This is a genomic window from Candidatus Margulisiibacteriota bacterium, from assembly GCA_028715625.1.
Lineage (GTDB): Bacteria > Margulisbacteria > Riflemargulisbacteria > GWF2-35-9 > GWF2-35-9 > JAQURL01.
In genome coordinates, this window is the sequence record JAQURL010000044.1 from 17,514 (window position 1) to 21,365 (window position 3,852).

Annotated in this window: 3 protein-coding genes; 1 reads left to right on the forward strand and 2 read right to left on the reverse strand. The window is 41.0% G+C overall.

Annotated elements, in window-relative coordinates:
- Together PHV30_08000 and PHV30_08005 are read right to left on the reverse strand one after the other, a co-directional pair.
- Positions 1-1,367, reverse strand: a 1,367-nt coding sequence (locus PHV30_08000; protein ID MDD5456959.1) for a radical SAM protein, incomplete at its 3' end; no start/stop codon positions are given.
- Positions 1,368-1,381: 14 nt separating this feature from the next.
- Positions 1,382-2,728 (reverse strand): hypothetical protein, encoded by a 1,347-nt coding sequence (locus PHV30_08005; protein MDD5456960.1) that lies wholly within the window; start codon positions 2,726-2,728, stop codon positions 1,382-1,384.
- Positions 2,729-2,889: 161 nt separating this feature from the next.
- Between PHV30_08005 and PHV30_08010 the strand changes: the two genes are divergently transcribed.
- Positions 2,890-3,852: radical SAM/SPASM domain-containing protein (locus PHV30_08010; GenBank protein MDD5456961.1), on the forward strand; the 963-nt coding region annotated here is incomplete at its 3' end.

The window sequence follows — 3,852 nt, forward strand, 5'->3', positions numbered from 1 at the left end:
TTTGGCGGGAAATCCAATACGAATTCACCCCGGAATTCGTTGGCTCTTTCTATTCTGATCAAATCGTCAAACAATCTCACCTGGCGTTCAAGTCTGCATTGTTCGCAATGTTCCGTGACAGACATTACCTGATTTATCCTTGATCCCGAAAATATTTCGGCCATTCCAGTTCTGTAGATGTCCCGGGTAAAGGCGAATTCGGTCTTCTGAAATTTATCGCTGGCACGGCAGGCGATAACAGCCGGTTTTTTATCCATAGACATAAACAATGGGTTCCATAATGCGCTGCCGCATATATCGCGTTCATTTCTGGTCCTCGCGTCATAATATACAGATTCCCCGGTTGTTCCTTTAAAGAGCTCTGTCGAATAGCGGATCATTGTTCCCGAGTTGCTGAATTGCGCCAATTGTTCTAACTCTTCTATTGTTTTTGCCTTTGTTTTTTTATCAAATTGAATTCCCCAAGCTTTGTAAGAAGGTTCCACCACGTTCAGATAAACATAATCCAGCCCCAGGTCTACAAAACGCTTGGTCATATCTGTGTAACTACCGGTATTTTCCGGAAGTATCAGCGAGGCTACCCCGACCAGCATATCTTTACGCCGGCCGTTATCTTCGGTTTTTTTAATCAATTTTTCCAGATTTTCCATAACCCTGTCCAACCCTGATTGAGGATTATCCAGGCCTTGGTAACGCAGATAGGAAGACGGCGATAATCCTTTTATGGAAATTGTGAGCATAGAAACCGTATCTGCGATCGAGTCTTCTTTGTCCTGTCGTTCTGTTCCCGGAAAAATAAAATTGCTGCTGAGAAAAGTACGGATGTTACGCTCATACATATACCTCAGAAATTTATCCATGTCTTTATGCAGAGTCGGTTCTCCATCACCGGAAATAATTGCAGATAATGTTCTGGGCCTTGGTTGCTGGGCATCCATAAAATCAATAATTCCCGTTATACTTTCCAGAGGAATAAAAAATGGCGTTTTATGACGAAAGGTAAAAGGGCAGATAATGCATTTGGAATTGCAGGCGCTGGAAGGATATAAATAAAAACGAGGCAGTATATGTTTACCTTTCTGCAAATAGGCCTTTACAGCCATAAATACATCAAAGGGACTTCCCGGATAAAAACTGGAGGGATGAGCCGTTATGGTTTCTATAATCCTGCCTTTCACCACATAACTGATCGAGTTAAAGGGCATACGAAAGAAATGTTCTTCAGGATTATCCTGCAGGGTTTTAAGGTTTGAAGCAACAACCTGCTTCTGGTTCAGCTTAATCAGGGCAGTGCCTGATTCAATAAACAGATTTCCCGATTTGTTCAGGTGAATTATGCTCTTTGTGCTTATAATTTTGTTATGCATTTATATTTTTCTTATCAAAAAAAATAGTCATCAAGGCTGGATTCCTTTTGCAGTTGTCCGGACTTATATCTTTCCACAGTGTTACTCACCCAGCCCTGACGGCAGCTTGCGTCGTTACAAAATGGGCCCCGTTTGTTAAAATAATAGTACTCCAGCAGGGCAACTCTGAATATATCCATGTCTCCGTTTTTCAAGGGATTACCCAGGCTCAGTTCAGGATTATTGCACAGAAGAAAATCCTGATATTCCTCGCCGGTAGCTCGCTGTACCCGATGGGCAAGCGCGTTAAAACATTTATTAAACGGCTGTATATCATGAAGCCGGTTGAGCGATTTCCCTGCCAGGGTTTGGAAATTGGTATTAAAATCCAGAAAGTTCGCGTAATTCTTTTCTTTTTTCGCAGCATTCAATACTTCGGCCACCTGTTGTTCCAGTTTTCCCTGAGTTTCTTCCGGTACCAGAGAACAAAGCCCGGCCCTAATCATTGCCACATTATCAATACCTGGAGCGATAGGTCTGAACTGAATATTAAATTTTTTTTTAACTGCTTCGGATTGAGTGACTGTCCACTCAAACCAACCTTTCAGAAAATCACTTATCTCTGAAATATTTTCACGGCGGTAGAGGAACCCCACGCCCACATAAGGTATGTCGGTTTTTAACAGTAACTCTTTTACATTGCTCACAACAGCATCATATCTGGGGCGACGTTTAAGCAGCAGATATGTTTCAGCGTTGGAGCAGTCCAAAGACGATCTTTGCCAGTTTATATATTTTGTCCAGGGCCCCTTTACCAGCCTCGTATTATTGTTAATAAGACCCAATGAAACTTTGGGTAAAATACGCTTGATCTCACAAATAACATCATTCAGGTTTTTGCCCTCGTTTTGATAGACATTCGGTTCCCCGCCTCCGGTTACAATAATTGCCTTCGGTTGCAGTCTGGAAAGTAACGGAGCAATATAGCCGAAAGGAATGGTTTCATTACTTTTGTCTCGATAGTGGCATTCAATGCAATCAAGATCGCATTTATCCGTAATATGAAATTCCAGAACTCCGGTTGTATATGCTCGCATTAATCTCTGTTTGAATTCTTCCAGGCTTGTACCCCTGCTTGTTCTCACAAGTTCAGCCAGCGTCTCTTGTATGTTGATATCATATCTTTGCAAAGCGTCCAGGATTTGCATATTTGTTTCAAACCTTTTGCTATTATCGCCTGAAGAGAGCAGGTCGTATTTGCTCCCGATACTAAGCTTATCATCAATAAGCTCCATATGGTTCAACACGCGTAGAGGATTTCTGAGCAATGTATTTACAGGTGACTTGGTTATTATTAATGCTGAAATTATTTTGTAGTTCATTTTTGCTTCGTTCCCAGGTGACAAGGCACTTTTAATTAATAAATATATCGGAAAAAAAATCATAAAATTTCAGTTAAAAGAGGCCAGATAGTTGAGCGGATTATCGGGGAATTTTTTGTTTATATTTCGATAATTTAATAGAAACAAGCTTAAGGTGACTAATGATTAAATATAAACTTGTATCTTTTATAAAAATCGCGCTGCCAACTTTAAGCGTCCAGATTACGCAAGCCTGCAATTATTCCTGTATTCATTGCGACTTTCAAAAAAGTATCAGAATGACGATGAATCAGCGTCCGCTGCATATGTCTTTGGAATTGTTTCATAAAATAGTTGAGCAGTATCAAGCCTATGCTCCGAATACACTCAGGCACGTTTCCCTGTCTGCAGGCGGAGAACCCATGATGCATCCGTCATTTAATGAAATTTGCAGGTATCTTGATAGGGCCGGGATATCCTTTGGGTTTGATACCAACGCTTCTAAATTGGATTTTCCCACTGCTACCGGACTGCTTTCTTTGCCGCACTTTAAACGCATTGTTTTTTCCGTGGATGGATTTAGTGCTGATGTCTATGAAGCAATCAGAAGGGGTGGAAATTTTGAAAATGTTATTGAAAACATACGAAATTTTCTTGCATTAGCCGGATATTATGATCGAAAAGATATAACAACCAGGATTAACATGGTCCTGCAGTCAAAAAATGTACATGAAGTTGAAAATATGATTTCGTATTGGACCCCTCAGGTTTCTCAGGTAAACATCAGTGTGCTTCGAAAGGGGACACGATTTATATCTCCCAACTGGCTGCCGGCCGAACGCAAGTCATGCGATTTTTTGCGTAATTATATGCGTATACTCACAGATGGTACGGTTATTGTATGTTGTATAGATGATCAATTTGTGTCCTTCATAGGCAATTTTAATGAATCAAGTCTGGAAGATATCTGGAATGGTCCTGAATATCAAAAGTTGCGGGCAGCACATGATTCGGGGGATTATGGTTATTTCCCTGTTTGTTCTGATTGTGATGCCTGGGCCGGGTTTTACCCTGCTCGCGAGTTCAGACAATTTTCAGATACCATAACTGTAGGCGTTCGCCCTGCAAACATCATTGCTTTTAAG